Raw genomic sequence first — 25,238 nt, 5'->3', positions numbered from 1 at the left:
GTCACCGCTCACCGCCGGGCGAAGAGGGGAAACCCGCCGGGTGCGACTGAACCGGAGCAGCGCGCCGCCGAGAAACAGGAGTCCCAGCCCCAGGTCGGCCGCCGCGGTATCAGAGTCGCTTGAACGTCTGCGGCGACCGAGCCGGCAGTGGCTACTTCCGGCGTGTGGGCCAAGCTGCCCAAGCCGCAGCGACGGCACAGAGCATCAGGCAGACGAGGAGGCAACTCAGCGCGCCGCAGAGCACCGCGCCGAGGGCTCCCAGACTCTCCACGGACATGATCGTTCCATGTTGAGGCCTTGACCAGGACGGGAGCCCTCGACCAACGTTCTCGTTGCCCTCGGGCACGGGCCCGCTGTCGTACCGTGTGCCGGTGAACAGCCAGGATCGCAGTACCTACCTGGCCGCCGCCGCGGCCAACCTGACCTTCAACTCGCCGCTCGGCGAGGAGCGGGTGGCGGACCTGGTCCGGCGGCTGACCCCCACCGGGCCGGGCTGGCGGGCCCTGGACCTGGGCTGCGGCAACGGCGAGCTGCTCCTGCGGCTGTGCGAGGCCCACGGCATCGCCGGCGACGGGGTGGAACGCCACGCCATCGACTGTGAACGGGCCCGGCTGCGCGCGACGGAACGGGATGCCGCCGAGCGGGTCACCTTCCACGGCGCGGACGCGGCCACCTGGGACCGGCCCGCCCACCTCGTCGTCAATGTCGGGGCCGGCCAGATCTGGGGCGACGCCGCGCGAGCCCTCGCCGCGCTGCACCGGCTCACGCTGCCCGGCGGCAGGCTGCTGTTCGCTGACGGCTTCTACCAGGCCAACCCCGGCGCGCAGGTCCGCGAGATCTTCGGCGACATGCCCGACCTGGCTGGCCTGGCCCAGCTCGCCGTGGACGCCGGGTTCCGACCGCTGCACGTCGCCGTGTCCACCCTCGCCGAGTGGGACGACTTCGAGTCCGACTGGCGTGCGGGCATCGAGCGCCTCGGCACGCCGGAGGCGCGCGCGTTCGCCGACGAGCGGCGCGTCGAGTACCTCACCGGCTACCGCGACGTCGTCGGCTTCGGCTGGCTGATCCTGACACCGGCCTGACCGCCTGACCGCCGGCCCGCCGGACCGCTGCGCAGCGTGGATGTTCCCCGGGCGTGGGACGGCGTCCGGGCTGAAGCCGTACCGGCCAGCCCGACGACGGGGCCCGGGCAGGTAGAGCCGCTGATGGACGGTTCCGGCGAAGCCCAGGTCCGGAGCGGCCGCCGGCTCAGGGCCTTCGCTCGTCGCCGGGCGCCGGGCGCGTGGCGAGGCGGTGCAGCCAGGCAAGGTCGGCGCGGTCCACGTCGCGCGGTTCGTAGCCGCTGTGGAACAGCAGCTGCTGGGTGACCGAGATGCAGTCGACCCGGCGACCGACGATGGTGCCGGTGGTGAAGCAGCCCTTCGGCCAGCGGAAGGTGCCGCCGTCGAGGCCGGCCTGGTGGCCGTCGCCGGCCTCGTCGAACGCCAGCGGATGCAGGTCGACCCGCCCCCGCCCGTCGGCGACGACCTCGACGCGGACCGGCCGCCAGTCGGTCTCGACGACGTAGCCGAGCCGGCCGAGGGCGTTCAACGCCGCGGCCTCCTGCTCCGCGGCGATGGCCAGGTCCAGATCGCGGTGCGCGCGGGTCTGGTGTCCGACGAGCGCGTCGACGCCCCAGCCGCCGCCGATCCAGGCCCGGCACCCGGCGGCGGTGAGAGCGGCCAGGACGGCGTGGACCTCGTCGGCGTCCATGTCGGCGGTCACGACCACCGTTCTAGCCCCTGCGGGCAGGACTCAGCCACCGAAATCCACCGCCCGGGCCGGACGGCGGCGAGATCGCCGCGTTCACACCGAGCATCGACGGCGACCAGGCGCGGTGCCGCGGCACGACGAACGGTCCGAGGCCCCGTAGGCCCGGGGCGTCGCGGGCAGGCCAGGATTGGTCGTACGGGCCGCCTACGCTTTCGCCGTGATTTCGGACCTCTCCCGGTTGCTGAGTTCGCTACCGCCCGCGACGCTGCCGCCCGGCCGCACCGTCGAGCCGGAGGACGGTGGACCGCCGCCGTACTGGCTGAGCGACGCCCCGGTCGATCCGGGACTGTGGGCGCGGATGCGGTCGCGGCATCCGGAGTCCGGGCTGTGGCCGCTGCTGCTGAGCGGGCTGTCGAGTGACGAGAGCCGCCCGTGGGCCGACGGCGAGGTGTCTCCGGCCGACATGTCGTCGCCGGAGCAGCACGACGTGGCGAAGGTGCTGGCCCGGTGGTGGGCCGACTGTGCGACGACCGGCGAGGACGGCACGTCGGACGTCACGGCCCCGTTCGGCCAGGACTGGCCCGGCCTCGCCCTGCCCGGCGACCTGGCGGAGGCGCCCGACGTGCTCGCCGACGAGTGCGCGGAGTTCCTCGTGGACGGGCGGACGCGTCTCGGGCTCGTGCCGGCCACCCGCAGCGCGGACACGCTCGCCGTGGTGGGCTGGTACGGCCCGGCGAACCACACCGGCGACGCCGGGGAGATCTCGGCGGTGCTGCGGAGTTGGGAGGACCGGTTCGGCGTACGGGTGGTCGGCGTCGGGTTCGCGACGCTGAACCTCAGCGTCGCCGCGCCACCGACGTCGACCGGGCACGCCTTGGCGGTCGCGGCCGAGCATTTCGCCTTCTGCCCGGACAACGTCTGGCAGGGCGCCGGGTCCCTGACCGCCTACGCCGAGCAGCTCCTCGGCCTGCACTCCTGGTCTTTCTGGTGGGACTGACGACGGATCGGAGCCGGTAGGACTGGCGCCGGAGAGCGTTTCGTCGGACACGGCCGCCGTCCGACGTCGCCACGTCCGACGTCGCCACGCCGCCCGATGACCCGGCGGTCAGCCGACGGCGGCCGTCGGCTGCGGGCTGCGCCGGGGTACGGCGGCCAGCGCCAGCCCCAGCAGCGCGCTCGCCGCGCCCACCACGAACAGCAGCGAGCCCGCCGGCTGACCCAGCCACTCCCACAGCGGGTGCCACGTCGGGTGCGGCTCGGCGCGGTGATGCTGGAGCAGGCTCGGGACGGTCAGCAGTACGGGCGTCCACCAGAGGAACAGGGTGATCGCGAACAGGACGCTGACCGCTCCCCGGGCGGGATTTCCCGCCTCGGTGCGCCGGCTGGCCCAGCCGAAGACCAGCCAGCCGAGGGCTGCTCCCAGCAGGCCACCGGCGACGCCGGCCGGCAGCACGGCCGGCGGGGCCGTCCGGCTCAGCGCCAGCGACAGGTTGCTGCCGTCGGGCGAGGGCGGGGCGGCCACCTGGAGTTGGAGGACCGTGTCGCCGCGCCGGGCGAGCAGGGTGGTGTCGGTGATCGTGACGACCTGGGCGCACGTCTTGTCGACACAGCCCGGGTTGCTGCGGACCTCCGGCTCGTACGCCTGCCAGCCGGTCTCGCGCAGGCGCCGCTGCGCCAGGGCGAGCGTCTCGTCGGCGGGCATCGGGGGTGTGCCGGCCGTGCCGGCCACGACGGCGCTCTGCTGGTATTCGCCGCCGTCCCCGAGCAGCAGGTTGTCCAGCGCCCGGACGGTGAGCGGCTGGCTGTAGAAGGTGAAGAAGGCCGGCGCCAGGTCGACGTCGCCGAGGTCGTGACCGGGCAGCACGGCGGCGAAGACGGCGGCGGTCTCGGCCCGGTCGGGCTGCGGCGGAGAGGTCTCCCAGGCGGCCCGGGTGGCGAGGGCGGCGGTGAACAGGCCGCAGATGACGGCGGTGAGGGTGGCCCAGACGCCGACCGTGCGGCTGGCCGGTCGTCCCAGCCGGCAACGCAGGCCGTGCCGGATCAGGTTGGCGGCCTCGCGCGGCGTCGGCCGGGTGCGGTCCGGCGGCGCCGCGTCCAGCAGTACCCCGACCATCTCGTCGGCCCGGGCCTGCCGGTAGGCGCGGGGGTGGCAGAACAGCAGCCGCCGGTAGCGGCGGGCGAGCGGGTCGCCGGTCGTCGGCATGACTGTCCTTCCGATCGGTACGCACCGGCGGGCCGGTGCGGGTGCGGCAGACGCGGGTGCGGGTGCGGGGCGGTCAGGCGGTGCCGGGGCGGAGCGCCCGCAGCCGGCTCTCGGCGGCGGTGGCGAGCTGGCGCAGCCGGGCGGTCTCGACGTCCAGGGCGCGGATCCCGTCGGGGGTGAGACGGTAGTAGCGGCGGAGCCGGCCGTCGACGGTCTCCTCGCGGTCGGGCGCGACGAGCCCCTGGGCGTGCAGCCGGTCGAGCGCGGCGTAGAGGGTGCCCGGCAGCAGGGTGACGCGCTGCCCGGACAGGGCGGTGACCTCGCGGATGATGCCGTAGCCGTGCCGGGGGCCACCGGCGAGCGCGGTGAGGATCAGGAAGGTCGGCTCTCGCATCGCGGTCACGGGCGACACCATATTCAGATCATCGATATATGGTCAAGGCCCGCCCCGACCGCGACGGCCTGGCCTGCCCTCCGCCACGAGGCCTAGGCTGGCGATCATGCGGATTGGCATCGTGATCCTTCCCGACCAGCGTTGGTCCGACTCGCGTCGCCGCTGGTCGCAGGCGGACGAGTGGGGCTTCGACCACGCCTGGACGTACGACCACCTGGGCTGGCGGGACCTGGTCGACGGGCCCTGGTTCGACTCCGTGACCACGCTGACCGCCGCCGCGACGGTGACCTCCCGGATCCGGCTCGGCACGCTGGTCGCCTCGCCGAACTTCCGCCATCCGGCCGCGTTCGCCCGGCAGGTCACCGCGCTCGACGACGTCTCCGGCGGGCGGCTGCTGCTCGGCCTCGGCGCGGGCGGCATCGGCTTCGACTCGGCCGTCCTGGGCGGGGAGACGCTGCCGCCGCGCCAGCGGGTGGACCGGCTCGCCGAGTTCGCCGAGCTGCTCGACCTCATCCTGCGCGAGGACGGCACGACCTGGCGCGGGGAGTGGTTCACCGCCGTGGACGCGCGGAACAACCCGGGCTGCGTACAGACGCCCCGGGTGCCGTTCGTGATGGCCGCCAACGGGCCCCGGTCGATGCGGCTGGTGGCGCGGTTCGGCCAGGGCTGGGTCACCACCGGGCCCGACGAGGACGACCTGGAGCGCTGGTGGGACGGGGTGGCCGAGGCCGCCGCCCGGATGGACGCGACGCTCGCCGCCGCCGGCCGCGACCCGGGCACCCTGGACCGCTACCTCTCGCTCGACTCCGCGCCGGTCTTCTCGCTGCGCAGCGCCGAGTTCTTCGCCGACCAGGTCGGCCGGGCCGCCGCCCTCGGCTTCACCGACGTGGTCACCCACTGGCCCCGGGCCAGCAGCTGGTACGCCGGCGACGAGGCCGTCCTGGCGGACGTCGCCACCCGCCTGCTGCCCGAGCTGCGTCGCGCCTGACCGGGCGCCCTCGCCGGAGACGTCAGCCCGGCCGGCGGACGCGTCGAGCCGGCGACCTCAGGTGCCGAGGTCTCCGGTGGTGATGCCGCCGTCGCCGCCGGAGACCAACCGGAACCGGATGCAGACCACCTCGCTGTCGTCGGTGACGGGGGTGCCCACGCGCGCCCAGTAGGCGGCGTGACCGGCGCGCCACTCCTCGATGGAACGATCCCCCTCCCCTTCGGAGCGGGCGAAGTCCCACGGCACGTCCGCGAAGCGGACCACCTCGACGCCGGTGACCTCCACGACGCCGACCAGCGCGTCCTCGTCGTCGACGAGGGCCAGCCGCTCGCCGGCGTGCTCCAGCTCCTCGCCCTCCTCGGCGTACTCGGTGGTCAGCCCGGCGGTCGCCGTCTTCACCCCGGCGAGCACCAGGGCGTTGAGCCGCGTACGCAGCTCACCGGGAGTGCCGAGGGCGAGGGCGCGCAGTCCACCGATCCGAGGCCACATCCTGCCGACCGTACCGTCGCCGTCGATCAACCGTCGTGGCATTTCCGCCCCCACCGTCGGTGTGGCGGGCGCTACGGTGGGTGGGGCGACGATCGGGAGGCGGCATGGCGGACAGGCGCGCGGTGCTCATCCCCGGCCGGGGCTACGACACCCGGTTCCCCCTCTTCGTCTACGCCGGCGAGGCGCTGCGCCGCGTCGGCTACGCCCTGCACGCCCTCTCGTGGGAGGTGCCGGAGCAGTTCGCCCCCGACCGCGACGGGCCGGGGCCGGCCATCGAATGGGTGGTCGGGCAGGTCGCCCCGACCCTCGCCGAGCCGACGCACCTGCTGGTCGGCAAGTCGCTCGGCTCGATGGCCACGCCGCTCGCGGCCGACCGCGGGCTGCCGGCCGTCTGGCTCACCCCGCTGCTGCACGTGCCCGCCGTGGTCGACGGCCTGCGCCGCGCCACCGCGCCGTTCCTGCTGGTGGGCGGCACGGCGGACCCGTCCTGGGACGGCCCGCTCGCCCGCCGGCTCACCCCGCACGTGGTGGAGATCGAGCAGGCCGACCACGCGCTGATGGTGCCGGGCCCGCTGGCGCGCTCGGCGGAGGCGCTCGGCCGGGTCTGCACGTCGGTCGAGGACTTCGTTCAGATCAGGTGACCGGCATAGCCGGCGGCGGCGAGCACCCGCTCGTCGCCGCTCGCCGCGTGCGCGTCCAGCACCGCGTCGGCCAGCTTCACCACGTGCGCGTCGCCGTGCCGGGCGGCCCGGGCGAAGACCTCCGCCGGGGCGCCGGCAGCCAACGTCGATGGCGCGGCCGGGCGCTCCGGGGCGTACACCGAGGTCACGGCCGCCGTCGCGGACCAGGCCGCGGCGACGCTCGCCGCCCACAGCGCCGGATCGAGAGCCGGCAGCGTACGCAGCACCGCCGTCGGGGCGGTCACCGCGTGCACCAGCATCACGGGCTCGGCGTGCCCGAAGCGCAGGTAGTCGAGGCTGGCGCCGTGCACCAGCGCGACCAGGTCCCGCTCGGCCCCGGCCGGTGTCCCCGCCGACCGCAGCGCCGCCACCGCGGCCGGCCACCGCGGTACGGCTGGCAGCCGGCCCAGTCGTTCCCGGATGCCCCCGGTCCGGTCGGCGATGCGGGGCAGCCCGGCCAGCGCGGCGGCGACGTGCGGCGCGACATCGCCGGCGACCGGGGTGCCCGGGGTCGGCAGGTCTCGTCCGGCCGGGTCGCCCGCGGTCGACGGGTGCCATGCGTCCGGCCGGGCGTGGCCGTCGCCGGGGACAGCGCCTTCCCCGGCCAACGTGGCGTGATCCGCGTCGACCGTTCCCGCACCGCTGGGTCGGTCGGCGCCGGGGACCGGCTGCCACCGGGCGGCCCAGTAGGCGAGGGCCTGGCCCAGCTCGGCGAGCCGCTCCGGGCTCTCCGCCGCCTCGCGCGGGGCGCTGCCGGGCGGCCGGGCGGGTGCCCCCAGGGCGCGGACGGCGTGACCGACCCGGATGACGCCGTGGGTGGCACCGGCGGCGATGCCCGGCAGCAGCCGGGGCCACCAGGTGCCGAGCACCTCCCGCCAGGGCCGTTCCCGCAGCTCCCGGTCGAAGTGGGCCAGCCAGTCCCCGGCCCGCTTCGGGTCGCCGAGCGCCTCGCGCCAGTCCTCGATCGGCCGCAGGCCGCGCGGCAGCTCGTCCAACCGCCCCAGGTACGCGTCCAGCCAGCGGTGCACCACCCCGTCGTGGCCGTGCCGGACCAGCGCCTCCACGGCCATCGGCCCGTGGTTCGAGAGCCAGCCCTTGTACTCGGGGCCGGTGCGGTGCAGCCGTCGGTACGCCTCGTCCAGGATCTCCTCACCCATGCGGCGATCCTCCGACCTCAACCGGGGTTCAGGTCAAGCCGTGAGATCCGCCCCGTCCACGAGCCCCCGTACGCGCAGCTCGGCGGCGATCGCCGGAGGGCAGTCCAGCACGACCGTGGCGGTGCCGACCGGTTCCGCGCCCCGCGCGGCGCAGATCTCGTAGAGCGCGCGGACCTGTGCCCCGGTGGCCACCCAGTCGTCCACCACCAGCACCCGGTCACCCCCTTGCAGGCCGTGGTCCCGCACGGCCAGGTCGACCCGTCGGCCCCGGAAGTCCGGCGGGCTCTGCGCCCAGGTGAGCGCCCCGGCGGGCAGCCGACCGTCGCCCGGCTTGTGGGCCGGCACGAAGCCGACGCCGAGCGCCGTCGCGGCGAGCGGACCGAGCAGGTATCCGGTGACCGCCGGCGAGACGACCACCGTCGGCCGGGCGGCCCGGAACGGCTCCACGAGGGCCGGTCCCAGCCGGGCGAGGACCTCCGGGTCCCGCCACCAGCCGGAGACGTCGCTGACCAGGTGCGTGGCGCCGGGGCCGGGATCGATCCACCTGACCAGCGCGGCGAGGCGTCCGCTCAGCTCGGAGGGCATGGACCCATCCTGCGCCACGCGGTCTGACTGGCCGTCGAGTGGGTGACCCCGACGGGGACCGGGCCGGCGGTCCGTCCCGCACCCGGGCCGCCCGGCCCACGTCGGATCGGATGATCGGCTACACGTATCACTGCAATTGCGGTCATACCACCATGATCACGTTGACTTCGGATGTGCTTCTCTCGTTACGGTCCGATCCGGTTTGTTCAGATGACGAAAGGACCGGGCCGGTGGCTGGCAGGCACTCCCGTACCCGCATGTTCTCCTCGCCGGCCGGCATCGCGGCCACCGCAGCGGTCGGGGTCGCCCTCGCCGTCGGCGGCACCGTCGGCGCCGTCCAGCTGACCTCGGACGCGGAGCCCACCCGGCCGACCGCGGTCGACCTCGCGCCCACCGGCCTGCCGACCAGCGCGGCCCCCAGCTCCCCGGCCACCCCGCCGGCCGCATCGCCGAGCGCCAGCGCGTCGCCGAGCGCGACCGCCACCCCCAAGGCCAGCCGGTCCGCCCAGGCCCCCTCCCGGAGCAAGCCACGCACCGCGGCGCCGAAGCCCACCGCGACGAAGAAGAGCAGCACCGCCCGCCCGGTCGTCGACAGCGGCTCGTGCGGCGCGTCGTTCTACTCCGAGGGGCAGCTCACCGCCAACGGCGAGAACTTCGATCCGTCCGCGCTGACCGCCGCCCACAAGACCCTGCCGTTCAACACGAAGGTCCGGGTCACCAACCCGGCGAACGGCAAGTCCGTGACGGTACGCGTCAACGACCGTGGCCCGTTCATCGAGGGGCGTTGCCTCGACCTGTCCCGGGCCGCGTTCGCCCAGATCGCCTCGCTCGATGCCGGCCACGTGGAGGTCCGTTACGAGGTGCTCGGCTGAGCGCCGGCCGGGTGGCGATCGGTCCGGCGACACGATCCGGGTGGGCAGAACATCCTCGGACGACGGGCCAGGTTCATTCACCCGCTCACGTCCATCAGGCATGCTGTCCCTCGTACGCACGCGACCCTTCCAGTCGGGCCCCGGCCCACTGAGCCCCGGATCCCGCGCCGGCCTCGGCGCGGCCTTCGTCCTGCTCGCGATCGTCTCGGCCGTGGAACTGGCCGACGGCCGTCCGGCGAACTACATCGCGCTCATGGTGGCCGCGCCGTTCCTGACCGCCGCGCTGGCGTCGTGGCGGATCGTGCTCGGCGTGGGCCTGGCCGCCACGGCCCTGGGCACCGGCTTCGCGCTCTGGGAGGCGACCGCGGCGCTGCCCACCACGGTCGCCGTCGCGGGCATCGCGCTGGGCACCGCCATCGCGGTGGCCACGGCGGCCGTACGGCAGCGGCAGGCCGAACGCATCGCCGAGCTGTCCCGGCTGGCCTCGGTCGCCCAGCAGGCAGTGCTGCGCCCGCTCGGGCCGCAGGTCGGCACGCTCTCGGTGGCCGCCAGGTACATCTCGTCCACCGCCACCGCCGAGATCGGCGGTGACCTGTACGAGGCGGTCGACACGCCGTACGGGGTGCGGATGATCATCGGCGACGTGCGGGGCAAGGGCCTAGACGCGGTGCGGCTCGCCAGCATCGTGCTGGGTTCGTACCGGCACGTGGCGTACGAGCGGGCGGACCTGCGGGCCGTCGTGACCGACCTGGACCGGGCGGTGGCCCGGAGCGTGGGTGACGAGGACTTCGTCACCGCCGCGCTGGTCGAGGAGCGGGGCGGGACGCTCACCATCGTCAACTGCGGCCACCCGCCGCCGCTGCTGCTGCGCCGGGGCGCCGTCATCCCGCTCGAACCGCCGGCCCCCGCCCCGCCGCTGGGCTTCATGCCGGTGGTACGCCCCCGGGTCGAGCGGCTGGAGCCCGGCGACCGGCTGCTGCTCTTCACCGACGGCCTCGGCGAGGCCCGCCGGGACGGGGAGTTCTTCCCGACCGCCGACCGGGCCTGGCGGCTGCTCGGCCACGGCACCGTCGGCGACGGGCTCGCCTCGCTGGAGACCGCCCTGGTCGAGTGGGTGCACGGCCGGCTCGACGACGACATCGCCCTGGTCCTGATGGAGTACACGGGCTCGCGCGGCGCCGCCACGGTGGCCGTCCCCAGCTGGGAAGTCGGCGCGGCCGAGAGCTGAGCCGGGGCCGCTCGGCGCCCGCCTTCGCAACCCGAACGACAAGTGTGTAATCGCCGTCACTTCGGTGATCGGCTTGTCGCTGCCTACCCATCGGTAATACAGTCTGGAGTTACTGATCGGTAACACCTGTCCGGAAGCGGGGCCAGCGAGCATGACCCACTACAAGAGCAACCTTCGGGACCTCGAGTTCAACCTCTTCGAGGTCTTCGGGGCGGACCAGGCGTTCAGCCAGGAGCCGTACACGGACCTGGACGTCGACACCGCACGCGACATCCTCGCCGAGGTCGACCGCCTCGCCCGTGAGGATCTGGCCGCCAGCTACACGGACAGCGACCGCAACCCGCCGGTCTTCGACCCGGCCACGCACACCGCGCCGCTGCCGGAGTCGTTCAAGAAGTCGTACCGGGCGTTCATGAACTCCGAGTTCTGGCGGCTGGAGCTCCCGACGGAGCTGGACGGCAGCAACGCGCCCCGGGCGCTCGTGTGGTCCCTCGCCGAGCTGATCCTCGGCGCCAACGCCGCCGTGTGGATGTACTCCTCCGGCCCGTCCTTCGCACACGTGCTGCACGTCGAGGGCACCGAGCAGCAGAAGCGGTGGGCGAAGCTCTTCGCCGACAAGCAGTGGGGCTCCACGATGGTGCTCACCGAGCCGGACGCCGGCTCGGACGTGGGCGCCGGCCGGGCCCGCGCCATCCAGCAGCCCGACGGCTCCTGGCACATCGAGGGCGTGAAGCGCTTCATCACGTCCGCCGAGCACGACCTGAGCGACAACATCATCCACTACGTGCTGGCCCGCCCGGTCGGCGTCGAGGGCGTCGGTGGCCCGGGCACCAAGGGCCTCTCCCTCTTCGTGGTGCCGAAGTACCACTTCGACGAGAACACCGGTGAGCTGGGCGAGCGCAACGGCGTCTTCGCCACCAACGTCGAGCACAAGATGGGCCTGAAGGTCTCCAACACCTGCGAGGTGACCTTCGGCGAGCACGGCGTACCGGCCAAGGGCTGGCTGCTGGGCGAGAAGCACGAGGGCATCCGGCAGATGTTCATGATCATCGAGAACGCCCGGATGATGGTCGGCACCAAGGCCATCGCCACCCTCTCGACCGGCTACCTGAACGCCCTGGAGTACGCCAAGAGCCGGGTGCAGGGCGCCGACCTGACCCAGATGGCGGACAAGACCGCGCCGCGCGTCACGATCACCCACCACCCGGACGTCCGCCGCTCGCTGCTGCTGCAGAAGGCGTACGCCGAGGGCCTGCGCGCCCTGGTCTGCTACACCGCCACCTGGCAGGACAAGGTCGCCATCGCCGAGGCGGCGGGCGACGAGAAGGCGACCAAGCTCGCCAAGCGGGTCAACGACCTGCTTCTCCCGCTGGTCAAGGGCGTCGGCTCGGAGCGGGCGTACGAGCTGCTCGGGCACGAGTCGCTGCAGACCTTCGGTGGCTCCGGCTTCCTCCAGGACTACCCCCTGGAGCAGTACGTCCGGGACGCGAAGATCGACACCCTCTACGAGGGCACGACGGCGATCCAGAGCCTCGACCTCATCTTCCGGAAGATCGTCCGGGACAACGGCAAGGCCCTGATGGCGGTCGCCGGCGAGATCCAGGAGTTCATCGCCACCGAGGCCGGCAACGGTCAGCTCAAGGAGGAGCGGCTGGCGCTGGGCAAGGCGCTCGCCGAGATCCAGAACATGCTGGGCGTCATGACCGGCTGGCTGGGCGAGGCACAGGGCGGCGACACCCGGGCGCTCTACAAGGTCGGCCTGAGCAGCCGCCGCTTCCTGCTGGCGATCGGCGACCTGGTCGTCGGTTGGCTGCTCCAGAAGCAGGCCGACGTGGCCCTGAAGGCCCTGGCCGGCGAGGTCTCCGCCGCCAACAAGGCGTTCTACACCGGCAAGGTGGCCGCCGCCCGGTTCTTCGCCCGCGAGGTGCTGCCCCGCATCGGCGCCGACCGGCGGATCGTCGAGAGCACCGACCTGGACGTCATGGACCTCCCGGAGGAAGCCTTCTGAGGTACGCCGTAGCGCCCCACGGCGCGGCGGCGGGGTCGGGAACGACCCGGAGATGACCGGCACGACGGCCGGCGGGCAACAGCTCGCCGGCCGTCGTCGTCCACCCGCCGGCCGGCCCCGAAACCGCCCCGGGCGTCGCCGAAGGTGTCGTCGGAGGCACGCGAGTCACCCCCGAAAGAGCGTGCTCCCGCCGCCTCCGCCCCTCGCGCCAGCGCGCTCCGCGCTGCCAGCGCCCCCTCGCGCGAGCGTGCTCCCGCTGCCTTCGCCCCTCCGCCCCTCCGCCCCTCCGCCCCTCCGCCCCTCCGCCCCTCCGCCCCTCCGCCCCTCCGCCCCTCCGCCCCTCCGCGCGAGCCTGGTCTCGCTGCCTCCGACCGTCGCGAGCCTGGTTCGCTGCCTTTCGTCGGCGGCCCGCACCCTGCACCACGAGGGCACGTCAGGTCGCCGCCCGGCGCTGTCCACCCCACCCCACCCCACCCCCCCGCCGCGCCGCGCACGTTGATCATGAAGTTATGGCCTACGGAAAGCGCATTCCAAGGCAATAACCTCATGATCAACACCGAAAAGGGTGCGGAAGTGCGGGCAGGGGCGCGGCCGGGCCTGGGCGGGGCTGAGGCGGGGCTGGGCCCAGGTCGGGTGCGGAGTGGGTCTGGGATCAAGCCGACCACGCAGCGTCATCAATCGGCCGCCTCTCCGACTTGCCCCTCCCCAGACGCTTTGCTCTGCATCCACGGAGGCACCAGCAACTCTGGGTGCCTGTTGCGTCCATGGATGCAAAGCAAAGCGTCTGGGGAGGGGTGCCGGTGGGGGTGTCAGTCGCATCCAGTGGTTAGCAATTAGGCATGATGCCCGTTTTTGCGGGCGGTGCTGCCTGGTGGCCGTAGTTACGGCGAGTAGCGGCACGGATTTTGGGGTTGCAGTCACCGTGTGCAGTCGTGGCGGCACAATCGGGTCGGTCCGGAAGAGCGGTGGCTGGCCCGCCGGTGTGGGTTCCGCCGGCTATTCGGGGACGCCATCCGGGTAGCCGGGCGGTGTGGTGGGTAACCGTCGCGAGGCCACGTCAGAGAACGCCCAGAGCCACCGCACGGGGGAGTGCAGCGCACATGGGCATTGGTAGCGGAATCTTCCTGATCGCCATCGGCGCGATCCTGACCTTCGCCATCAGAGCCAACGTCTGGTGGGTCGACCTGCGCGCGGTCGGCTGGGTGTTCATCCTGGCCGGGCTGGGCGTCCTGCTCACCACGCTCTGGTTCTGGCAGGACCGGCGGAAGCGGGCGCGGACCCTGATCGTCGAGGAGAACCGGCTCTCGCACCCGACCGCGATGATGCCGCCGCCGCCCGATCCGCCGCCGCCGACGGCACCACCGTCCTGAGCCACCACTGGTGGCGTCACCGTCTTGAGCCACCCGCCACGTACCGGCGGGTGGCTCAGCCGCGTGCGGTGTGGCGGTCGGTGATCGGTGCCCTGCGAGGGCCCAGTTCCGGCCAGTCGACGTCGGGCCGGTGCACCACCACGTCGCTGGTGCGCAACCCGTCCGGGTCCGCCCGCTCCGGGTCGAGCAGCGCCGAGAGGAGCGAGATGCCCGGGTTGTGCGCGATCAGCAGCACCGTACGGGCGGTCGGGTCGACGTCCCGGACCAGCGTCAGCAGGTCCTCCGGGTGCGCCTCGTACGCGTCGGCCTCGTAGCGCACGACGGGAGCGGGGCCGGCCGAGCCGCCCTCCGGTGGGGAGCCGGTCATGCCCATCGCCACGCCGTGCCACGTCTCCCGGGTGCGCCGGGCGGCCGAGCAGATGACCACGTCCGGCAGCAGGTCGTGCTTGGCCAGCCAGGCGCCGGCCGCGGCCGCGTCGGCCTGACCCCGTACGGCCAGGGGACGCTGCACGTCCGGCACCACCTCTCCGGGCGGCTCGGCCTTGGCGTGCCGGAGCAGCACCAGCGTGCGTCCCCGGGCGGAAGCGTCGGTCATGTCCTCAGCTTGCCCGATTGGCGATCAGAGCGCTTGGGTAAGTCGATGGGTGCCGCAACCTCACCGATGGCCGCGGCGGAAGGAAACGCCAGGGGACAGCCGAGGAGGCGACGAGATGGGCTTTGGTGGCAGTATCTTCCTGATCGCGTTGGGTGCGATCTTCGCGTTCGCCGTGGAGGCGGATCTGGGCTGGCTCAACCTGGCCGTGGTCGGCTGGGTGCTGATGCTCGCCGGCGTGGCCGGTCTGCTGCTCACCCTCCACTTCTGGAATTCGCGCCGTCGGGCCGTGGTCGCCCCGGTGCGCGGTGAGCGCGTGGTCGCCGAGCAGGTCGTGCCGGTGCGGGACGACCGGGTCGTGGAGGAGTACCGCGAGGTGCGTCAGCCGCGCCGCACCGTCTGACGTCAGGACGGGACAGCTTCTTTTCCCGGGGGCTCCGCCACGCGGCGGGGCCCCCGGATGCGTGTCCGTCAGGCGAAGAGGGCGAAGTAGATGGCGATGTGGTGGCAGAGCGCGGCCACGAGCGTGCAGGCGTGGAAGAACTCGTGGTGGCCGAAGACGGTGGGCCAGGGGTTGGGCCGGCGGAGCGCGTAGAAGACCGCGCCGACGCTGTAGATCGCGCCGCCCGCGATGAGCAGCACCAGGGCGGTGACGCCCCCCTGGTGCAGGATGTCGGGCAGCATCGCGACCGAGACCCAGCCGAGCGCCAGGTAGAGCGGCGCGGAGACCCAGCGCGGGGCGTGCGGCCAGACCAGCTTGACCGCCACGCCGGCGAGCGCACCGCCCCAGACCAGCGCCAGCATGATCGTGGCCGGTCGGGGTTCCAGCAGCAGTACGCAGAACGGCGTGTAGGTGCCGGCGATGAACACGAAGATCATCGAATGGTCCATCCGGCGCATGATCTGGTAGCCGCGCTCGGACCACACCCGCCGGTGATAGAGCGCGCTCGTGCCGAAGAGCCCGCAGACCGTCAGGCTGTAGATGAGGCAACTGGCCAGCGGGGCCCAGCCGGGCCGGGTGGCGGCGACGGCGCTGAGCACGATGCCGCAGAGTCCGGCGACGAAGAATGCGTACGTGTGGAGCCAGCCGCGCATCCGGGGCTTACCGATGTCGACCGGCTTCAGTCGAAGCGGGGCGGGGGTGGTCACGCCATTAGGTTACGACACCGTAGGTTACTTTCAAGTAGTGCGTCCGGTCACGTGGGACGACGGTCGACCGACCCTGGTGCCATGCGCCGGTCGGGGAGTATGGCGGCATGCGGATCCGACCCGTCGGTGCCCACGCCCTGCTGATCGACTGTGCCGACGCCGACCAGGTGGAGGCGTGGCGGGCCGAGCTGTGGCGGCGGCGCGAACGCGGTGAGCTGACTGCCGTCGAGATCGTGCCGGCGGCCACCACCGTCCTGCTCGACGGGGTGCCGGACCCGGCCACGGCGGCCGCGCGGATCGCCGCGTGGCCGCCTGGACCAGCCGCACCGCGGAGCGCCGCGCCGACCGTCGCCGCCGCGCCGACCGCCGCTGCCGCGCCGACCGTCGCCGGGGAGGCTCCCGAGGCCGCGGCCGAACTGGTCGAGGTTCCGGTGACGTACGACGGGGAGGACCTGGCTCTCGTCGCCGAGCACTGGGGCGTGGACGTGCCGGCGGTGGTCGACCGGTTGCGGCGTACCCCGTTCCGGGTGGCCTTCTGCGGCTTCGCCCCCGGGTTCGCCTACCTCACCGGGCTGCCCGCCGAACTGGCGGTGCCCCGGCTGCCCACCCCGCGCTCCCGGGTGCCGGCCGGCTCGGTCGCCCTGGCCGGCCCGTACGCCGGGATCTATCCGGCGGCTTCGCCCGGCGGCTGGCTGCTGGTCGGGCGTACCACGATGGGCCTCTTCGACGTGCACGCCGACCCGCCCGCCCGGCTCACCCCGGGGACCCGGGTACGCCTGGTGGCCGCGTGACGCCGGTGGTCGAGGTGCTCCGCGCCGGGGCGCTGACCACCGTCCAGGACCTGGGCCGGGCCGGCTGGGCGCACCTCGGCGTACCCCGGTCGGGCGCGCTCGACCCGGCGGCGCTGCGGCTGGCCAACCGGCTCGTCGGCAACCCGGAGTCCGCCGCCGGCCTGGAGATCACGATGACCGGCTGCGAGCTGCGGTTCCTCCGCGCGACGGCGGTCGCGGTGACCGGTGCCGAGGCCGCCGTGCGGGTCGGCGACCGCCCCGGTGACGTGGGTCGGCCGCTGTCGGTGCCGGCGGGCGCCGTGCTGCGGATCGGCCCGCCCCGCGACGGCCTGCGCAACTGGCTCGCGGTCGGCGGCGGGTTCGCCGTCGAGCCGGTGCTCGGCAGCCGCGCCACCGACACCCTCTCCGGGCTCGGCCCGTCGCCACTGCGCGACGGCGACCGGCTGCCCCTGGGCGCACCGGCCGGACCGCCCGCCCCGGTGGACGTCACCGTCGCGGCGCCCACCCCGACCGAGCTGCGGCTGACCCTGCGCCTCGGCCCCCGCGACGACTGGTTCACCGCCACCGCGCTGGACCGGCTGTTCGGCAGCGCGTACACGGTGAGCCCGGTCAGCAACCGGGTCGGCGCGCGACTCACCGGCGCGGCGCTGCCCCGCGCGGTGGCCGGGGAACTGCCCAGCGAGGGCATCGTGCTCGGGGCGGTGCAGGTGCCGGCGGACGGCCAACCGTTGATCTTCCTGGCCGACCATCCGACCACCGGCGGGTACCCCGTCGTCGGGGTGGTGGACGACGTGACCCCGCTCGCGCAGGCCCGGCCAGGGACTACGGTCAGGTTCCATGGACCTCAACGCTGACCTCGGCGAGGGATTCGGCATCTGGCGACTCGGCGACGACGCCGCGCTGCTGGACCTCGTCACCTCCGCCAACGTCGCCTGCGGCTTCCACGCCGGCGACGCGTCCACCATGCGCCGGGTCTGCGAGGGCGCCGCCGAGCGCGGGGTGGCCGTCGGCGCGCAGGTCGGCTACCGGGATCTCGCCGGCTTCGGCCGGCGGCACATCGCGTACGCCTTCGCGGAGCTGCGCGACGAGGTCACCTACCAGCTCGGCGCCCTGGACGCGTTCTGCCGGCTGTTCCGCACCCGGGTCCGCTACCTGAAGCCGCACGGGGCGCTCTACCACGCCGCCGCCTGCGACGAGACCCAGGCGGCGGCGCTGGTCGCGGCGGTCGGCGACTACGACGACCAGCTGCCGCTGCTCTGCCTGCCCGGCTCGGTCCTCGCCCAGCTCGCCGCCGGCGCCGGGCTGCGGGTGGTCGCCGAGGGCTTCGCCGACCGGGGCTACCTGCCCAACGGCTCGCTGGTGCCGCGCACCGCACCCGGGGCGTTGGTCACCGACCCGGAGGAGGTGGCCGCCCGGGCCGTGCGGATGGCCACCGAGCGGTCCGTGGTCGCGGTCGACGGCAGCGTCGTCCCGTGTCCGGTCGAGTCGATCTGCCTGCACGGCGACACCCCCGGCGCGGTCCGCTGCGCCGAACTGGTGCGCGCCGCCCTGATCGACGCGGGGGTGACGCTCACTCCGTTCGCGTGATGTCAGGCGTCGTCCAGGCCCCTGAGCACCAGCGGGAGCCGGGCGGCGGCACCCTCGACCACCCGGACCGGTACGCCCCAGTCCTGGCGGGTCAGGTGGCAGGCCGCGTGCTCGACGTCCGCGTCGCAGGTCGCCGCCTGCGCGGTCACCTGGAGCACACCCCCGGCCACCGTGCCGTCGACCACCAGTCGGCGGGACAGCTCGGTGCCGGTCCCCGCCCCCTCCAGCAGCAGCTCCGGCGGCGACGCCGACACCACCAGTCGCGTCGACGGGCCGTACGTCTCGTCGAGCTTCTGCCCCGGCGCGGGCGTGAAGATCACGTCCAGGGCCACCTCGCCGGCCGCCACGTCGGTGGGCTTGCGCTCGGTGCGGTGCCGGGGACCGTCGACGGTGCTGGCGCCGGCCGCCGAGAGCGCGCCGGGCGCCAGCCGGGTCAGCCGGTGCGCGGCGGACTCCACCACCAGCACCTCGCCGGCCGGGGTGAGCACCAGGTCGCTCGGCTCGGCCAGCCCTTCGGCGACCGTCGAGACCCGGTTGCTCTCCGGGTCGAAGCGGCGGACCGCCCCGTTGTACGTGTCTGCCACCAGCACCGAGCCGTCCGGCAGCGCGCACACCCCCAGCGGGTGCTGGAGCAGCGCCTCCGCCGCCGGCCCGTCGACGTGCCCGAAGTCGAAGAGTCCCTGCCCGACGGCGGTGCCCATGACGTCGTTCTCGACGTACCGGATCGCGCTGGTCTCGCTGTCGGCCACCCAGAGCCGGGCGCCGTCGGCGGAGACGGAGAGGCCGGACGGCTGCGCCATCCACGCCTCGGCCAGCAGGCCGTCGCGCAGGGCCTCGACGGTCGTGCCCGCGTACATGCCGGCGGTGCGCTTCACCGGGTCGAACCACCAGAGCTGGTGGATGCCGGCCATCGCGATGACGACCTTGTCGTCGTACCAGGCCAGGTCCCAGGGGGAGGAGAGGTCGACCGAGAGCGCGTCGTGCGAGTGGTCGTCGACCGTGGAACGCCACTGCCGGCCGGTGCCGGCGACGGTCACCACCTCGCCGTCGGCCAGCCGTACGCCGCGCAGCAGGTGGTTGACGGTGTCGGCGACGACGAGGTCGTAGCCGGCCACCTCGGCGGTGTGCGCCGGCAGCAGGCACAGCCCCTGCGGCTCGGAGAAGGTGGCCGCCCCGGCGGGACCGTCGACCCGGCCCCGGCTGCCCGTGCCGATCCGCCGTACCAGCGTCTCGCCGTCGGGGGCCAGTTCCGCAAGCGAGTGCCGGGCCGAGTCGGACACCAGCAGGTTGCCGTTCTCCAGCAGCACCGCCTTGCCCGGGAAGCGCAGCGTGGTCTGCGGCTCGGCGGGCGGGACGTACGGGCCGTCGCCCCGGTGCAGGGTGCCCTTCGCCTCGTGGGTGGCGATCAGGTCGTCGACGAGGCGGGCGAGCCCTTCGGCGTGACCCTCGCCGGCCATCGTCGCCACCACGTAGCCCTCGGGGTCGATCACCGACAGGGTGGGCCAGGCGCGGGCCGCGTACTGCTGCCACATGTCCAGCTCGGGGTCGTCGAGCACGGGGTGGTGGACGCCGTACCGCTCCACGGCGGCGGCCAGCGCGTCCGGGTCCTTCTCGTGCTCGAACTTCGGCGAGTGCACGCCGATCACGACGAGCACGTCGCCGTACTTCTCCTCCAGCGGGCGCAGCTCGTCGAGCACGTGCAGGCAGTTGATACAGCAGAAGGTCCAGAAGTCGGCGATCACGATCTTGCCCCGCAGATCGGACAGCTTCAGCTCTCGCCCACCCGTGTTGAGCCACTGCCGGCCCCGCAGTTCGGGGGCACGTACGCGCGGTGTCGTTCCCATGCCCGCCAGCCTGCCACGTCGGGCTTGCGTGAAGTCGGACCCGTGACCCGGACGACAGCGGCGAGCCGGGCTAGCGGGCGCGGGCCCAGCCGGTGAAGCGCACCGCCAAATCCGCCGGCGGGCTGCCGTCCAGCCCGGCGAGTTCCTCGGCGGCCTCGGCGCACAGCGCGGCGAGGTGGATCATCAGCGCGTCGCGGTTCCCGCGGTACTTCGCGAGCAGGAGGAGCTTCGCCGTCGAGCAGGGCCACGCCACCCCGCAGGCGCCACAGCGCCAGGTGGGCCGGCTGGGGACGTGGGCGCGGACGTGCACCATCAGCCCACCGCCACGCGGGGGCGGGCCGGCGACCGTCGTGTGGGGGCGGGCCGCGCCGGGAGCGGCGCGGTGACGACCGACTCAAGGCCCTCGCGCAGGACGAACAGCTCGCGCTTCGCCACCGCGCGGCCCCTGGCGTCGAGCTGGTAACCCTCGAACCAGAGCCAGCCGTACGGCGGGAAGCGGTCGACGAGTTCGCGGATCACGCGGACGCGCATCGGGGTCACGAACTGCGGCGACGCCGCCCGGGTCAGGTGGAGGACCTCGCCGGCCCGCAGCATCCGTACGGGAGGTGGCGGTTTGCTCCTCGGCGTGGGTGTCGGTGTCGGCCTCTCCCCGGGCATCGCTCCCCCTCGTGCGGCGGGTGGTGGGAGGGGCCGCCCGGTTGCTCGCCCAGGCCGACCCCGCAGCGCGACCGGCGGGCGTCCATCGCCCCACCGGCTCACGCCGTCTACAAAGCACCCTGCCGAGGGTTGCCGGACAATCACACAGCGTTGTCTAATCTTCTTCGGGCAACTCATTTGTTCCTGGGAAGGGCTGGCATGAATCACGCCTTTGTCGCGGCGCTCGCCGAGGCGGGCCACACGGCCGAGAGCCTTGCAGGTCACGTAGGAGTGCATCCGAAGACGGCGGCGCGCTGGGCAAACCCTGGGCACATTCCACAGAGCCGGCATCGTGTTCAAGTAGCAAACCTGCTCGGGCGAGATGTGGACACCCTGTGGCCGGACGTCGGCCGACGACGAGAGCCGGTGTGGTTCCGGCCGTGGGTGGACATCGAGCGAGAGGCGGCCACCCTGCGCGCGTTCGAACTCGCGTGGGTACCCGGTCTTCTCCAGACGGAGGCGTACGCGCGAGCGACACTCGCGGGCGGGGTACTGACGGCCGACGCCATAGACGACCTCGCCGACGCGCGGATCAGCCGGCAAGCGATTCTCAGACGCGAGCGCGGCCCCCTGCTGGTCGCCGTACTGGACGAGGGGATCCTACGTAGACGGGTCGGGGACGACCCGGCCCTCATGGCAGCTCAGATCGCGCATCTCATCGCGTGCGTCGAACTGCCGAGCGTGCAACTGCACGTCGTTCCGGCCGATGCGCCCAGCTATCCAGGACTGGACGGGGCTTTCACCATCGCCGACATGCCGGATGGCACGCGGGTCGCGCACGTCGATAGCCCCGCTCAGGCTCAGATCCTGGACCAGGCATCCGACCTTGTTACGCTTGAACGACGTTGGGAACGCATTCGTGGGGAGGCGCTTCCCCGGGGGCGGACTCTGAATCTCCTGAGAGAAGCGGCGAGATCATGGACATGACCGGCGCACGGTGGCGCAAGAGCACGAAGAGCGGTGGCAACGGCGGAAACTGTGTCGAGGTGGCCGACAACCTTCCCGGCGTCGTAGGGGTCCGCGACTCGAAGGACCCGACCGGCCCGGCCCTTGTCTTCGCCCCGGCCGCCTGGCGGGTCTTCGTCGCGCAGGTCGCCAATCAGTCCTGAACCACCAGACCCCGAAAGCGCCCGTCCCCGATCCCGGAGGCGGGCGCTTTCCGTTTCCGTACCACGGTCACTGCCGTTTCCGCAGCCGTTCCACGGCGCTGCCGGCCGGAAACGGCGGCGGGGCCACGGTCTCCCGTGGCCCCGCCGTCGTCTTCGTCTGCTACTGGCCCGCCGGCTTGAGGCAGAGCACGCGGTTCGTCCCGCCGCCCTTGAGCACCACGTGCGGCTGGGTCGGGTCGGCGCACTTGTCCTTCGCGTCCACCTTGGAGACCACGGTGAAGGCGCCCGCCTCGCCGCACTCCGCCGCCGCCGCCGTCTCGCCCGACTTCTTCACGCAGCTGCCGACCGCCGGGTCGAACGCCGGGGCCGGGTCGTCGCCGCCGACCTTGCCGAGCAGCATGAGCAGCCCCAGCGGCACCGCCAGGATGAGCACCGCCGCGACGAGCACCGCGGCGAGCACCCGGCCGTTGCGGATCTTGGGCGTGGGGGCCGGCTCGGTCTTCGGCTCCGCGATCGGCTTGAACGAGTCGAAGCGGTTCTGCTCCTGCTCCGGGCCGCCCTGGTCCCAGGGACCGGGCTGCTGCGGGGGTGGGGGGAACGCCGACGGGAACGCGCCGCCCGACGTGGGCGCGGCGGTCGGGGCGGGCCCGTAGCCGGGTGCCGCGCCGCCGGCGTTCGGCGTACCGAAGGGGTCGGCGGGCCGGTCGGCGCTGTCGTGCGGCCGGACCCCGTTCACCGGCCGGTCGCTGGCCGGCGGGTCGACGAAGGACGGTACGCCCGGCGGGAAGGCCGGGGGCGCGGCCGGGGAGGCGGGCGCCATCGGGGCGACCGCGCCGAAGACGGCGGTCCCGCTCGGTGCCCGGTCCCGGTCGTCGAAGCGGCCCTCGTGTCCTTGGTCGAACCGGTTGTCCGGGCCCTGGTCGAACCGGCTCTCGGTGCCCTGGTCGAACCGGTTGTCCTGACCCTGGTCGAAGCGCGGGTCCGGTCCTTGGCCGAAGCGCGGGTCCGGTCCCTGCTCGAAGCGCGGATCCGGTCCCTGGCCGAAGCGCGGGTCCGGCCCCTGGTCGAAGCTGGGCGCCGGCGCGTGGTCCGGCCGGTGTCCGCGCGGGTCCTCCTGCTCCGGCTCGTCCGCCGGCTCAGGGCGGGCCGGTCGGCCGTACACCCGAGGCTGCGGCGCGGGCGCACCGCCCGGTCGCAGGGCCTGGTCGGTCGGCGGCAGCACCCGGCTGGCCAGCGGCACCGAGGCGCTGGCCGAGACGCTGCCGGCGGCCGGCTCGGCACCCTCCGGCGACGGTACGGCCGCCCGCCCGCCCACCTCCGGCGAGGTGCGCGGCGCGGGGACCGCAGGACCGGCGGGCGACTGCGGCTCGTCGTGCCGGGAGCCGGCCTGGGCCCAACCCGGCTGCTCCTGCTCGTACGCCGGCAGGCCGCCGTCCCGGCCGGGCTGCTCGGGGGCGAACTGGGCCGGCGGCGCGTAGTCGACGGGCGGGGCGGAGGCCAGGCTGGCGCCGGGCACCCGCTGCTCCTGCGGCGGCAGCGGCACGGCGTTGGCCGGCGAGATGCCGGGCCCCGGTGCGGGCTGGTAGATCGGGGGTTCCTCGGCCCGCTCCGGCTCCCAGCCGTTGCCGGCCCGGCCCGGGGCGGGCTCGCCCGCCTCCGCGCGGCCCCACACCTCGTCCGCCGACCACGGCTCGACGTCCGGTACGGCCGGGCGCTCGGCGGCGTTGCCGGCCCACTGCGGCGGGTTCTCCGCAGCGGGACCCCACGGCTTCGGACCGCCGTCGCCGGGTACCGGGACGGAGGCGCGGCCGGGCGGGGTGGAGGTGGGCTGCGGGGCACCCCAGCCGTTCGCGTCCCGGTCGTCGGACTGCGAGGGTACGGACGCGGCACCCCGTGGGGAGCGCTCGTCCCGGGCCGGCCACTCGCCGCCCTGGGGCTGGTCGTCCCGGGGCGCGTCGTCGCGGGAGGCGGCCCAGGTGCCACCCGGAGGCTGCTCCGCACCGGCGTCCCAGCCGGGCTGCTCGCCCTGCTGCTGCTCGGTGCCGGACCAGCCGCCGGAGCGGTTGGGGTCGTCCTGCTGCTGTCCGGGGTTCCAGCCGTTGGCGGGGTCCTGAGGGGACTCGGCGTTCCAGCCACCGGAGCGGGAGGGATCGTCCTGGGCGGGCCAGGGCTGGGGGGTGGGTGCGGGCGCGGGCTGCGGGACCCGGGCGGCGCCGCGGGCGGCGGGCTCGGGCTGCGCCCAGGCGGGGGACGCCTGCTCGCCGGATCCCCAGGCGGGCTGCTCGGCCTGCTGCTGGCCGCCGGCCCAGCCGCCGGAGCGGTTCGGGTCGTCCTGCTGCCAGCCGCCGGAGCGGTTCGGGTCGTCCTGCTGCCAGCCGCCGGAGCGGTTGGGATCGTCCTGCTGCTGGCCGTCGCCGGGGCGGTCGGCGTCGTTCTGCTGCGCGGCCCAGTCGCCCTGCGCGGGCCGGTCGTCCGGGGTGGCACCGCCGGCCCAGCCGCCGGGCCGGGGCTGCTCGTCCTGCTGCTGCTGGTCGCCGGCCCAGCCGCCGGAGCGGTTGGGGTCGTCCTGGGCGGGCCAGGGCTGGGGGGTGGGTGCGGGCGCGGGCTGCGGGACGCGGGCGGCGCCGCGGGCGGCGGGCTCGGGCTGCGCCCAGGCGGGGGACGCCTGCTCGCCGGATCCCCATGCGGGCTGCTCCGGGGCGGCGTGTGGCGGCTGCGGGGCGGCGGCAGCCCAGGCCGGGCCGGCCTGCTCCTGCGCGCCCGGCCATGGCGGCTGCGGCGGCTGCGGCGACGCGCCGGACGGTCCCCACTGGCCGGACTGGGCCGGGTCGGTCTGCTGCGGCGCCTGGGCGGCCCACGCGGGGGCCGGCGGCTGCTCACCCTGCGCGCCCCAGGCGGGCGGGTTCGGTCGCTCCGACGGGGGCGGGGGTGCCCAGCCCAGATCGGGGGCGCCGGCGCCGTAACTGTTGTCCTGCTGTGCCGGGCGGTCGCCGTACGGCGCCGGTCCGCCGGCGCCCGGCGACACCTCGTCCGGCTGCTGGCCGGGGTGGTGCGTGCCCTCGGACGTCATGCGTGCGCCTCCTCCATCACCTGTCGGCCGCCACTGCCGATCGGTCTTCTCGGCAGGGTGGCCGGCGTCGCCGGTGTACCGGCCGTGCCGGCTCCCCGCACCGTATCCGGTGACCGCCCGAGGGCGACCGGGGAGCACGATCGTCACTCCCCGTGGCCGGATGGTGTCGAGCGGCTTCTATCGACTCGACTGCTCCGGGTCGGCGGGCGACGACCGAAGCCCACCGTACCGGGCGCTGAGGCGAGGTGGAATCCCGGTGTCAGCCGCTGCGAAACGCCGATGACCCGCCCGGGCGGACCGGGCGGGTCATCGATCTGGAGGAGGTGAGAAAGGTTCCGGGCGTCAGCTCATGTGACGCTGGGCGATGGCGAGGATCTCTTCGCGGACCGCGGGCGAGTTGGCGGAGCGCAGCGCGTGCTCGATGGCACGGGCGCGGCGGTTGGCGTCGCGGCGGTTGCGGATTCGCTCGATCATGCTCATGGGTCTCTCCTCCTGGCTATTCGGTTGTCAGCCCCTTGATGTCTTCCATTGAACCCCAAGACGGGCGCAACTTCCATCGATTGTTAGGTGAGCTGGGACACGGGCCGAACAATCGAAGGTGAGGGGGGCCTGTGACCCACGCAATCCTCTGTCTCTAGAGGCGGCCGGTGCCGGGCGTGCGCGCGCCACAAAAG

At 74.2% G+C, this 25,238-nt stretch carries 27 protein-coding genes; 14 read left to right on the top strand and 13 right to left on the bottom strand.

Translation table 11 applies throughout. From position 1 onward, the window contains the following. Positions 1-371 precede the first annotated feature (371 nt). Positions 372-1,082: an SAM-dependent methyltransferase gene (locus ACLQ20_RS18885; RefSeq protein WP_425856933.1), complete on the top strand. Its 711-nt coding sequence runs from the start codon at positions 372-374 to the stop codon at positions 1,080-1,082. A gap of 166 nt (positions 1,083-1,248) precedes the next feature. On the opposite strand, the gene ACLQ20_RS18880 is transcribed toward ACLQ20_RS18885, so the two are convergent. Next, on the bottom strand, positions 1,249-1,764 hold the full coding sequence (locus ACLQ20_RS18880; protein ID WP_425856931.1) for a nucleotidyltransferase domain-containing protein: 516 nt from the start codon (positions 1,762-1,764) through the stop codon (positions 1,249-1,251). A gap of 205 nt (positions 1,765-1,969) precedes the next feature. On the opposite strand from ACLQ20_RS18880, the gene ACLQ20_RS18875 reads away from it, so the two are divergent. Then, positions 1,970-2,749 carry a DUF4253 domain-containing protein gene (locus ACLQ20_RS18875; protein ID WP_425856928.1) on the top strand — a complete coding sequence of 260 codons (780 nt, stop codon included), beginning with the start codon at positions 1,970-1,972 and terminating at the stop codon, positions 2,747-2,749. 108 nt (positions 2,750-2,857) lie between these two features. On the opposite strand, the gene ACLQ20_RS18870 is transcribed toward ACLQ20_RS18875, so the two are convergent. Together ACLQ20_RS18870 and ACLQ20_RS18865 are read right to left on the bottom strand one after the other, a co-directional pair. Then, the gene (locus tag ACLQ20_RS18870) at positions 2,858-3,955 is read right to left on the bottom strand and encodes a hypothetical protein (RefSeq protein ID WP_425856925.1); all 1,098 of its coding nucleotides are present in this window, start codon (positions 3,953-3,955) and stop codon (positions 2,858-2,860) included. 73 nt (positions 3,956-4,028) lie between these two features. Next, a complete protein-coding gene (locus ACLQ20_RS18865; RefSeq protein ID WP_425857218.1) occupies positions 4,029-4,349 on the bottom strand; it encodes a PadR family transcriptional regulator in 321 nt (106 codons plus the stop codon). Between the two features lie 106 nt (positions 4,350-4,455). Between ACLQ20_RS18865 and ACLQ20_RS18860 the strand changes: the two genes are divergently transcribed. After that, the gene (locus tag ACLQ20_RS18860; protein WP_151454358.1) at positions 4,456-5,337 is read left to right on the top strand and encodes an LLM class flavin-dependent oxidoreductase; all 882 of its coding nucleotides are present in this window, start codon (positions 4,456-4,458) and stop codon (positions 5,335-5,337) included. Between the two features lie 57 nt (positions 5,338-5,394). Here ACLQ20_RS18860 and ACLQ20_RS18855 read toward each other — a convergent pair whose 3' ends face one another. Beyond that, positions 5,395-5,826, bottom strand: a complete 432-nt coding sequence (locus ACLQ20_RS18855) for an ASCH domain-containing protein (protein ID WP_425856922.1) — start codon at positions 5,824-5,826, stop codon at positions 5,395-5,397. 104 nt (positions 5,827-5,930) lie between these two features. Between ACLQ20_RS18855 and ACLQ20_RS18850 the strand changes: the two genes are divergently transcribed. After that, on the top strand, positions 5,931-6,467 hold the full coding sequence (locus ACLQ20_RS18850; protein ID WP_151454360.1) for an alpha/beta hydrolase: 537 nt from the start codon (positions 5,931-5,933) through the stop codon (positions 6,465-6,467). On the opposite strand, the gene ACLQ20_RS18845 is transcribed toward ACLQ20_RS18850, so the two are convergent. Further along, positions 6,455-7,663, bottom strand: coding sequence for a questin oxidase family protein (locus ACLQ20_RS18845; protein WP_425856920.1), 1,209 nt, complete (start codon positions 7,661-7,663; stop codon positions 6,455-6,457). The genes ACLQ20_RS18850 and ACLQ20_RS18845 overlap by 13 nt on opposite strands. A 33-nt stretch (positions 7,664-7,696) precedes the next feature. Then, positions 7,697-8,248: a phosphoribosyltransferase family protein gene (locus tag ACLQ20_RS18840; RefSeq protein ID WP_151454362.1), complete on the bottom strand. Its 552-nt coding sequence runs from the start codon at positions 8,246-8,248 to the stop codon at positions 7,697-7,699. A 230-nt stretch (positions 8,249-8,478) separates the two neighbouring features. Between ACLQ20_RS18840 and ACLQ20_RS18835 the strand changes: the two genes are divergently transcribed. The 4 genes from ACLQ20_RS18835 to ACLQ20_RS18820 all read left to right on the top strand — a co-directional run bounded on the left by ACLQ20_RS18835 (position 8,479) and on the right by ACLQ20_RS18820 (position 13,726). Next, positions 8,479-9,120 (top strand): septal ring lytic transglycosylase RlpA family protein, encoded by a 642-nt coding sequence (locus ACLQ20_RS18835; RefSeq protein ID WP_425856918.1) that lies wholly within the window; start codon positions 8,479-8,481, stop codon positions 9,118-9,120. 100 nt (positions 9,121-9,220) lie between these two features. Further along, positions 9,221-10,348, top strand: coding sequence for a PP2C family protein-serine/threonine phosphatase (locus tag ACLQ20_RS18830; RefSeq protein WP_151454363.1), 1,128 nt, complete (start codon positions 9,221-9,223; stop codon positions 10,346-10,348). A gap of 151 nt (positions 10,349-10,499) precedes the next feature. Then, positions 10,500-12,356, top strand: coding sequence for an acyl-CoA dehydrogenase (locus tag ACLQ20_RS18825; protein ID WP_327030106.1), 1,857 nt, complete (start codon positions 10,500-10,502; stop codon positions 12,354-12,356). Between the two features lie 1,100 nt (positions 12,357-13,456). Then, entirely contained in the window at positions 13,457-13,726 is a 270-nt protein-coding gene (locus ACLQ20_RS18820; protein ID WP_013730795.1) for a DUF6458 family protein, read from the top strand. Positions 13,727-13,781: 55 nt separating this feature from the next. Here ACLQ20_RS18820 and ACLQ20_RS18815 read toward each other — a convergent pair whose 3' ends face one another. Continuing rightward, entirely contained in the window at positions 13,782-14,321 is a 540-nt protein-coding gene (locus ACLQ20_RS18815) for a SixA phosphatase family protein (protein ID WP_425856914.1), read from the bottom strand. Positions 14,322-14,436: 115 nt separating this feature from the next. On the opposite strand from ACLQ20_RS18815, the gene ACLQ20_RS18810 reads away from it, so the two are divergent. Further along, entirely contained in the window at positions 14,437-14,721 is a 285-nt protein-coding gene (locus tag ACLQ20_RS18810) for a DUF6458 family protein (RefSeq protein ID WP_132235282.1), read from the top strand. Between the two features lie 68 nt (positions 14,722-14,789). Here the strand turns inward: ACLQ20_RS18810 and trhA are convergent, their stop codons facing one another. Next, complete coding sequence (gene trhA, locus ACLQ20_RS18805) at positions 14,790-15,467, bottom strand: PAQR family membrane homeostasis protein TrhA (RefSeq protein WP_425856910.1); 678 nt, start codon at positions 15,465-15,467, stop codon at positions 14,790-14,792. A 107-nt stretch (positions 15,468-15,574) separates the two neighbouring features. Between trhA and ACLQ20_RS18800 the strand changes: the two genes are divergently transcribed. From ACLQ20_RS18800 to ACLQ20_RS18790, 3 genes are read left to right on the top strand one after another with little or no spacing between them, the layout of a single operon-like run. Further along, on the top strand, positions 15,575-16,258 hold the full coding sequence (locus tag ACLQ20_RS18800) for a 5-oxoprolinase subunit B family protein (RefSeq protein ID WP_327030108.1): 684 nt from the start codon (positions 15,575-15,577) through the stop codon (positions 16,256-16,258). After that, positions 16,255-17,112, top strand: a complete 858-nt coding sequence (locus ACLQ20_RS18795) for a biotin-dependent carboxyltransferase family protein (RefSeq protein ID WP_151456782.1) — start codon at positions 16,255-16,257, stop codon at positions 17,110-17,112. The genes ACLQ20_RS18800 and ACLQ20_RS18795 overlap by 4 nt, the downstream gene beginning before the upstream one ends. Then, the gene (locus tag ACLQ20_RS18790) at positions 17,096-17,845 is read left to right on the top strand and encodes a LamB/YcsF family protein (RefSeq protein WP_358118907.1); all 750 of its coding nucleotides are present in this window, start codon (positions 17,096-17,098) and stop codon (positions 17,843-17,845) included. Before ACLQ20_RS18795 ends, ACLQ20_RS18790 begins: the two co-directional genes overlap by 17 nt. Before the next feature lie 2 nt (positions 17,846-17,847). Here the strand turns inward: ACLQ20_RS18790 and ACLQ20_RS18785 are convergent, their stop codons facing one another. The 3 genes from ACLQ20_RS18785 to ACLQ20_RS18775 all read right to left on the bottom strand — a co-directional run bounded on the left by ACLQ20_RS18785 (position 17,848) and on the right by ACLQ20_RS18775 (position 20,346). After that, the gene (locus ACLQ20_RS18785; RefSeq protein WP_425856905.1) at positions 17,848-19,689 is read right to left on the bottom strand and encodes an NHL domain-containing thioredoxin family protein; all 1,842 of its coding nucleotides are present in this window, start codon (positions 19,687-19,689) and stop codon (positions 17,848-17,850) included. 70 nt (positions 19,690-19,759) lie between these two features. Continuing rightward, positions 19,760-20,002, bottom strand: a complete 243-nt coding sequence (locus ACLQ20_RS18780; protein ID WP_425856903.1) for a flavin reductase — start codon at positions 20,000-20,002, stop codon at positions 19,760-19,762. Continuing rightward, positions 20,002-20,346 (bottom strand): hypothetical protein, encoded by a 345-nt coding sequence (locus ACLQ20_RS18775; RefSeq protein ID WP_425856901.1) that lies wholly within the window; start codon positions 20,344-20,346, stop codon positions 20,002-20,004. The genes ACLQ20_RS18780 and ACLQ20_RS18775 overlap by 1 nt, the downstream gene beginning before the upstream one ends. Before the next feature lie 198 nt (positions 20,347-20,544). Here ACLQ20_RS18775 and ACLQ20_RS18770 point away from each other — a divergent pair, with 198 nt between their 5' ends. Further along, on the top strand, positions 20,545-21,312 hold the full coding sequence (locus tag ACLQ20_RS18770) for a DUF5753 domain-containing protein (RefSeq protein WP_425856899.1): 768 nt from the start codon (positions 20,545-20,547) through the stop codon (positions 21,310-21,312). After that, positions 21,303-21,494 (top strand): DUF397 domain-containing protein, encoded by a 192-nt coding sequence (locus tag ACLQ20_RS18765; RefSeq protein ID WP_425856897.1) that lies wholly within the window; start codon positions 21,303-21,305, stop codon positions 21,492-21,494. The genes ACLQ20_RS18770 and ACLQ20_RS18765 overlap by 10 nt, the downstream gene beginning before the upstream one ends. 160 nt (positions 21,495-21,654) lie before the next feature. Here ACLQ20_RS18765 and ACLQ20_RS18760 read toward each other — a convergent pair whose 3' ends face one another. Beyond that, positions 21,655-24,564 carry an LppU/SCO3897 family protein gene (locus tag ACLQ20_RS18760; RefSeq protein ID WP_358118917.1) on the bottom strand — a complete coding sequence of 970 codons (2,910 nt, stop codon included), beginning with the start codon at positions 24,562-24,564 and terminating at the stop codon, positions 21,655-21,657. A 342-nt stretch (positions 24,565-24,906) separates the two neighbouring features. After that, entirely contained in the window at positions 24,907-25,044 is a 138-nt protein-coding gene (locus ACLQ20_RS18755; protein WP_165947779.1) for a hypothetical protein, read from the bottom strand. Between the last annotated feature and the right edge of the window lie 194 nt (positions 25,045-25,238).

The organism is Micromonospora sp. DT46 (assembly GCF_049841735.1).
Classification (GTDB): domain Bacteria; phylum Actinomycetota; class Actinomycetes; order Mycobacteriales; family Micromonosporaceae; genus Micromonospora; species Micromonospora reichwaldensis.
This window is presented reverse-complemented; position numbering and strand designations above follow the sequence as displayed.

What these genes read in the sequence shown, in the direction of transcription:
- ACLQ20_RS18870 (WP_425856925.1), bottom strand. Translation starts at nt 3,955, where the DNA reads ATGCCGACGACCGGCGACCCGCTCGCCCGCCGCTACCGGCGGCTGCTG.
- ACLQ20_RS18865 (WP_425857218.1), bottom strand. Translation starts at nt 4,349, where the DNA reads ATGCGAGAGCCGACCTTCCTGATCCTCACCGCGCTCGCCGGTGGCCCC.
- ACLQ20_RS18860 (WP_151454358.1), top strand. Translation starts at nt 4,456, where the DNA reads ATGCGGATTGGCATCGTGATCCTTCCCGACCAGCGTTGGTCCGACTCG.
- ACLQ20_RS18855 (WP_425856922.1), bottom strand. Translation starts at nt 5,826, where the DNA reads ATGTGGCCTCGGATCGGTGGACTGCGCGCCCTCGCCCTCGGCACTCCC.
- ACLQ20_RS18850 (WP_151454360.1), top strand. Translation starts at nt 5,931, where the DNA reads ATGGCGGACAGGCGCGCGGTGCTCATCCCCGGCCGGGGCTACGACACC.
- ACLQ20_RS18845 (WP_425856920.1), bottom strand. Translation starts at nt 7,663, where the DNA reads ATGGGTGAGGAGATCCTGGACGAGGCGTACCGACGGCTGCACCGCACC.
- ACLQ20_RS18840 (WP_151454362.1), bottom strand. Translation starts at nt 8,248, where the DNA reads ATGCCCTCCGAGCTGAGCGGACGCCTCGCCGCGCTGGTCAGGTGGATC.
- ACLQ20_RS18830 (WP_151454363.1), top strand. Translation starts at nt 9,221, where the DNA reads ATGCTGTCCCTCGTACGCACGCGACCCTTCCAGTCGGGCCCCGGCCCA.
- ACLQ20_RS18825 (WP_327030106.1), top strand. Translation starts at nt 10,500, where the DNA reads ATGACCCACTACAAGAGCAACCTTCGGGACCTCGAGTTCAACCTCTTC.
- ACLQ20_RS18820 (WP_013730795.1), top strand. Translation starts at nt 13,457, where the DNA reads ATGGGCATTGGTAGCGGAATCTTCCTGATCGCCATCGGCGCGATCCTG.
- ACLQ20_RS18815 (WP_425856914.1), bottom strand. Translation starts at nt 14,321, where the DNA reads ATGACCGACGCTTCCGCCCGGGGACGCACGCTGGTGCTGCTCCGGCAC.
- ACLQ20_RS18810 (WP_132235282.1), top strand. Translation starts at nt 14,437, where the DNA reads ATGGGCTTTGGTGGCAGTATCTTCCTGATCGCGTTGGGTGCGATCTTC.
- ACLQ20_RS18800 (WP_327030108.1), top strand. Translation starts at nt 15,575, where the DNA reads ATGCGGATCCGACCCGTCGGTGCCCACGCCCTGCTGATCGACTGTGCC.
- ACLQ20_RS18790 (WP_358118907.1), top strand. Translation starts at nt 17,096, where the DNA reads ATGGACCTCAACGCTGACCTCGGCGAGGGATTCGGCATCTGGCGACTC.
- ACLQ20_RS18785 (WP_425856905.1), bottom strand. Translation starts at nt 19,689, where the DNA reads ATGGGAACGACACCGCGCGTACGTGCCCCCGAACTGCGGGGCCGGCAG.
- ACLQ20_RS18780 (WP_425856903.1), bottom strand. Translation starts at nt 20,002, where the DNA reads ATGGTGCACGTCCGCGCCCACGTCCCCAGCCGGCCCACCTGGCGCTGT.
- ACLQ20_RS18775 (WP_425856901.1), bottom strand. Translation starts at nt 20,346, where the DNA reads ATGCCCGGGGAGAGGCCGACACCGACACCCACGCCGAGGAGCAAACCG.
- ACLQ20_RS18770 (WP_425856899.1), top strand. Translation starts at nt 20,545, where the DNA reads ATGAATCACGCCTTTGTCGCGGCGCTCGCCGAGGCGGGCCACACGGCC.
- ACLQ20_RS18765 (WP_425856897.1), top strand. Translation starts at nt 21,303, where the DNA reads ATGGACATGACCGGCGCACGGTGGCGCAAGAGCACGAAGAGCGGTGGC.
- ACLQ20_RS18760 (WP_358118917.1), bottom strand. Translation starts at nt 24,564, where the DNA reads ATGACGTCCGAGGGCACGCACCACCCCGGCCAGCAGCCGGACGAGGTG.
- ACLQ20_RS18755 (WP_165947779.1), bottom strand. Translation starts at nt 25,044, where the DNA reads ATGAGCATGATCGAGCGAATCCGCAACCGCCGCGACGCCAACCGCCGC.